The organism is Kitasatospora sp. NPDC005748, assembly GCF_040630735.1.
GTDB lineage: Bacteria > Actinomycetota > Actinomycetes > Streptomycetales > Streptomycetaceae > Kitasatospora.
Map to the genome: position 1 here is coordinate 1 of NZ_JBEXYD010000133.1, position 5,218 is coordinate 5,218.

The following is a 5,218-nucleotide window of genomic DNA, read 5'->3' on the forward strand; positions in this document are numbered from 1 at the left end:
GGTTGCCGTACTCCAGCTCGGAGTCACCGCCGCTCTTCAGCAGGGTGATCTGCTGGGCCACTTCCTGGCGGGAGTTGAACTGCGACTGCACCAGGCGACAGCGCGAGGGGGCCGCGGCCGTCGGGCGAGGGGGGTCGGGCACGGCGGCCGGCACCGCCCCGGCCGTGTCGAAGGCGTCTCCCGAACCGGACGGCGTTTCGCCCCGGGGCGTTTCGCCGGCCCCGGCGGCGGGTTGCCCCGCCTCCCGGGCCTGGGTCGGGTGCGCGGCGAGCAGCCCCTCGGCCAGCTCACGGCGGCGCGCCATCACGCCGGACGCGGCGTGGAGAACGTCGGCGAGGGATTGGCGGCCAAGGGCCGCGTCACCGTCGCGGGCCGCCCGGTCGAGCTGGAGGAGCAGCAGCCGGTCGGCGCGCGCCAGCCGGTCGCCGAGGGCGAGGAGCTCGGCCGCCGCCGGGTCGTCGGCCAGGCCGTCGGGCAGCCCCGATTCGCCCCGAGGCGTTCCGGCGGCCGTGGCGAGGGCCTTGCCCCGCTTCTCCTTCTCCCGGGCGCGGTCCGCCTTCGACGAGCACGCCTTGGAGCAGTACCTCGGCCGGCGGCCCTTGCCCGCCCACGCCAGCTCCGCGGCGCATACCGCGCCCACCGGCCCGCCGAACAGCAGCGGCTGGACCGCCGCCTTTTGCCCCGGGGAGAAACTCATGCCCGGATGCCAGCCCCACGACCACCGCCTTTCCCCTCAGGGTGAAACTGCCGGACAGTAAGGGCCTGCGCGCGGCGCGCGATGCGCAGCATGCCGGGCCGGGGGGTAGACCGCGGGCGGCCGGGGGCTGGGCGCGCCGTCCGCGACCGGCCAGCGGTGGCAGTGGCCCTGCGCGCCCTGCGCACGAGCGCGGTGAGAGCAGCCGCAGCCCGCGGTTCCGGTGGGATCGCCGAGATGGGCCCACACCGGGGTCTCGGACGGAGCGTGCGGCGGGCGGTCGCTGAACTCGGTCCTGCACGAGCGGGCCGCCGCAGCGCGGCGGCCCGCTGAGCGGATGTCACCTACGCGATCCCGCCCGTCAAGGGCGGCCTGCGGCCCGGAGATCACCGTGTCCGGGCGCGGTGGCGGGGTGTCAGGCGAGGGCGAGACTGATCTGGTCGCCGAAGACCACCCAGTTCTGTCCGCGGTCGTTGCTGTCGCAGGGCTTGGTGGAGATGTTGGGGGTGTTCCAGGCGTTGGCGAGGCAGTAGGCGGGGGCGAAGGTGAGGGAGATCTTCTGACCGGTCACGGTCCAGTACTGGCCCTGGTCCTTGGAGTCGCACGGCTTCACCGAGACGTCCTGCGCGTTCCAGGTGTTGGCGAGGCAGTAGGCGGGGGCCTTGGCGAGGGAGATCTTCTGCCCCGCGAGAGTCCAGTGCTGGCCCTGGTCGTTCGAGTTGCAGGGCTTCGTGGAGGTGCTCGGGGTGCTCCAGGTGTTGGCGAGGCAGTAGAGGCTGGGGGTGCGCGGTGTCGGGTCGGCGGCGCCTGCCCCGCCGGCGGGCAGGAGAGAGGCGGCGAGGGTCAGCGTGGCGAGGGCGAGCGTCCTGCGGAGTGCGACTGCCATGGGTGGGTTCCCGTTCTCGCTGTTTGCCGTGCGGCTTCGCGTACGGCAGCGGGGTGCTTTTCCGGACAGGTCGAGATCTTGGCAATTGCCAGTGCCACTTGCTGACGAACAACCGTTTCTGCAGACCTGCGTTCATCCGAACGGGTGGCCGACCGGCCGAGCCGGGAAGCCCCACAGCGATCTGGCTGAACCCGGAGCGGCAACTCGCCGGCCGACACGACGACGGCCGGCGGAACAACCCGTTCACGGCACCGGCCGTCCTGCGGCAAACCCGCCCGGTCCGGCCGTGAACGCCGCCTCCGGGAGCGGTTCACCTGCCATGACGCGCTCACCCCCTCACTGCCGGCCAAGCCGCTGCCGCCGCTCGCCCCGTCGGACGGTGGCCCGCTCACCGAGGGCCGCTCGCCGAGGGCCGCGGCTCCGGCGAGCGGGCCACGAGGTCATCACGGCGACGGCGAGCTGCGCGAGGGCCTGCGCCCGCCTGTGGACGCCCACGGCCGCCGGGAGCACACCGGAGCCGTCCACCGCCGAGCAGCTCGCCCCAGCCGTCGTCGCCACCATTCGCCGCCACCACGCCGAGCACCGTCCTGGGCGACGCCGAGCACGACCTGCCGACCCTGTGCTCCGTCATCGAGAACGCCCTCGCCCTCGCCGGGACGTAGCCAACCCGGGAACGAGCCGGCGACGGGGTCGGCCCCGGGTCGGTCAGCTCCCGCCGGGCGGTGCGCCGGGGCCTGGTGGACAGCCTGGTGCTGCTGGACAGCCGGGTTGGGGCACCGGCCCCGGCACGCCGGCCAGCCCCTACGGTGCCCCGCCGCCACCGCCTCCCCCGGCCCAGTCCACGGGCCGATTCGGACGCGGGTCACTGCTCGGCGGCTGCCTCGGCGTCCTCCTGGTCGTCGGCCTCGTCGTCGCCATCGTGGTGGCGGTCGGCAACGGTTCCGACAAACCGAGCTCCCCCGCCTCCTCCGGGGCACCGCTCAGCGACTCCAACAACACCGACCATCCGCCCGCAGATCAGGAGAGCATCCGCGAGATGCGATCCTCCCGTGTCCTTTGCGCCGGTCCGCGCTGCCTTCGACGAGTCGCACCTGATCGCCGACGCCGGGCTGGTGCGCGGCCCGTGACCGCAGCGGTTGAGCTCAGTGGCCGATCGGCCGTCTGCCGCCCCTGGCGCGCCTGCCTTGCGGCCCGAGGGCTTGGCGCTCGCGCCGTCCGCACGCCAGCTGACGCTCGCACGGCACCCCGTCGGTGCTACGGCTGACGGTCGTGCGCTGCCCAGTCGGCGCTACGGCTGACGTCGGCCCAGGCGTCCAGTTCGCGCAGGCGTGCGGTGAGAGCCTCGCGGAGGCCGTCCTCGGCCGCGCGCCCGAGGGCGAGGCGCAGAGGAGGCTGCTTGGCGTCGACGGCGGCCATGACGGCCGCGGCGACCCGGGCGGGATCGGCGAACGCCTCGGCCGGCAGTTCGCCGAGCGAGCTCTGGACGGCGCGCACGGTCCCGTCGTAGTCGGCGGTGGGTTCGGCGAAGACCAGGTGGGACAGGAAGCCGGTCCCCAGATATCCGGGCTCGATCATGGTGACCTTGATGTTCAGGGGCGCGAGCTCGGCCGCCAGGGCGTCGGAGAGTCCTTCGAGCGCGTACTTGCCGGCCGCGAGCAGTCCGACACCCGGGTGCGCCGACTGTCCGTAGAGCGAGGAGCCCTGGAGGACGTGGCCCGAGCGCTGCCTGCGCAGCACGGGCAGTGTCGCGCGCAGCACGTTCAGCGGCCCGAACACGTTGGTGTCGAAGATGGCCCTGGACTGCGCGTCGGTCGCCTCCTCGACAGCGCCGAACAGTCCGTAGCCCGCGTTGTTGGCGACCACGTCGATTCGTCCGAACGCGGAAACGGTCTGCTCGACGGCGCGGTGGGCCGCTTCCTCGTCCCGGACGTCGAGTTGGAGGGCGATGGCCTGTCCGGGGTACCGCCCGACGAGGTCGCTGATCGATTCCGTGCGGCGGGCGGTGGCCGCGACGCGGTCGCCACGGTCGAGGGCGGTGAGTGCGAGTGCGCGGCCGAGGCCCTGGGAGGAGCCGGTGATGAACCAGGTGCGGGTGGTGTCCGAGGTCTGCTCGTTCTTCGTCATGGTTATGACCATATTGAGTTAGCGCATAACTCACAAGCCTCAATGTGCTCTGGTGTCTATGTGCCTGATGAGTGGCGCCTCTCCGGTCTCGGGTATCGTTGCCCTATGGCCATGGATACGACCCGGACGATTCTCAGTCCCTCGGCGGCTGCTGAGACTGTCCTCGCCTTTGTCAACACGCGGGCGATAGACGGCAGTCGAGAGCAGCTCGGGGATGGGGCGGCCTTCGCGCAGTGGCTGCGACGGGAGGGCCTGACCGGCCCCGGTGCGCTGGTCACCGATGCCGACGCCGCCGCCGCCCGGGAACTGAGGGATGCCCTGGTCCTCGTCCTTCTCGCGCACGCGGGCGAGGAGGACGACGAGGGCCGGGCGAGAGCCGAGGAGTACCTGCGCCGCAGTGCACGGCTGTATCCCCTGGCGCCCGTCGTCACCGCTTCCGGCGTCCAGCTCCTGCCCACCGGGGACGGCGTCCCGGGCGCACTCGCACATGTGCTTGCCGCGGCGTCCGACGTCGCTCTGCGAGGCGCCTGGATGAGGCTCAAGGCCTGCCGGAACCCCCCGTGCCACCTCGGGTTCTATGACCGCTCGCGCAACTCCTCGGCGGCGTACTGCAGCCCGAACCGCTGCGGGGCGCAGGTCGCCATGCGTACCTACCGCACCCGCAAGGCTCAGGAGGAGTGACCTTCCCCCGCTGAACTCGACAAGACAGCCAAGGCCGAGGCCGCGAACCTGTTCTTCCAACGGCGGGTAGGGCCCATGGAGTTCGACCAGCTCGTACGGCGAGTTCTCAGCAGGACCGGAGGATGCCGGAGGGGTCGCACCGAGCGGCTTCGACGATGTCCGCGAAGGCGAGATTGGCGATCGACAGGTTCGCGTGGATGTCACCGATGCCAGCAGGTACGGTCCGGACCGTACCGCCGTCCGCGTCGCTCGCGCACTCCTCGCGGATCACACAGACACCACCAGCAAGGGGTGCTCGGGGTCTTCCAAGGCGACACGGTCTGCCAGGTAGAGGACGCTCAGTTCCGGATCGTCTGAGAGCGCGGCGATCACGGCATCGGGCACTGCCTCCGACCAGGCCGGATCGTCCACCACGTGAATGTAGGGGTCGACGTCGTCACTGCCTTCGAACTCCCACGGCTTCACCAGCTCTGCCAGCACGGACCGTCAGGCTCGGTCGTCACTGAAGCCCACTCTGATGATCAGTGCGGCAAACTCATCGCGGTCGGCAATGGCGGGCAGCATTGTCGGGCTCCGATCTTCACGTGACGGTACGGGTCGCACACACCGTGCCAGCCACCACTGACAGCCGATCGATGTCCCCTCTCATCGAACTTTGACGGCGGCTCACCGAGAATTGACGGTGCGTCGGCACTGTCAGTGCAGGCCTTGCACCGTGTAGAGGATGCCGACCGCGATGGCTAGGTGTACTGACCACGGAGGTTGGTGACGGGGCTCACGGCGTGGTGATCTTGAAATGAGTGAGGGCCTTCTGGCTCGGTGTGGATTGCGAC

General features: G+C 71.3%; 5 protein-coding genes and 1 pseudogene. 1 reads left to right on the forward strand and 5 read right to left on the reverse strand.

Features of this window, described 5'->3' with window-relative positions:
- The 3 genes and pseudogenes from ABZ495_RS36685 to ABZ495_RS36695 all read right to left on the reverse strand — a co-directional run.
- Window positions 1–697, reverse strand: a pseudogene (locus ABZ495_RS36685) (hypothetical protein); the annotation flags it as partial.
- Between the two features lie 412 nt (window positions 698–1,109).
- On the reverse strand, window positions 1,110–1,580 hold the full coding sequence (locus tag ABZ495_RS36690; protein WP_359811836.1) for a ricin-type beta-trefoil lectin domain protein: 471 nt from the start codon (window positions 1,578–1,580) through the stop codon (window positions 1,110–1,112).
- 1,254 nt (window positions 1,581–2,834) lie between these two features.
- Window positions 2,835–3,704 carry an SDR family NAD(P)-dependent oxidoreductase gene (locus ABZ495_RS36695; protein WP_359811833.1) on the reverse strand — a complete coding sequence of 290 codons (870 nt, stop codon included), beginning with the start codon at window positions 3,702–3,704 and terminating at the stop codon, window positions 2,835–2,837.
- A gap of 105 nt (window positions 3,705–3,809) precedes the next feature.
- On the opposite strand from ABZ495_RS36695, the gene ABZ495_RS36700 reads away from it, so the two are divergent.
- Window positions 3,810–4,385 (forward strand): CGNR zinc finger domain-containing protein, encoded by a 576-nt coding sequence (locus ABZ495_RS36700; RefSeq protein WP_359811830.1) that lies wholly within the window; start codon window positions 3,810–3,812, stop codon window positions 4,383–4,385.
- Between the two features lie 106 nt (window positions 4,386–4,491).
- On the opposite strand, the gene ABZ495_RS36705 is transcribed toward ABZ495_RS36700, so the two are convergent.
- Window positions 4,492–4,656 carry a hypothetical protein gene (locus tag ABZ495_RS36705; RefSeq protein ID WP_359811827.1) on the reverse strand — a complete coding sequence of 55 codons (165 nt, stop codon included), beginning with the start codon at window positions 4,654–4,656 and terminating at the stop codon, window positions 4,492–4,494.
- Window positions 4,653–4,865, reverse strand: coding sequence for a hypothetical protein (locus tag ABZ495_RS36710; protein WP_359811824.1), 213 nt, complete (start codon window positions 4,863–4,865; stop codon window positions 4,653–4,655). Before ABZ495_RS36710 ends, ABZ495_RS36705 begins: the two co-directional genes overlap by 4 nt.
- Window positions 4,866–5,218 lie beyond the last annotated feature (353 nt).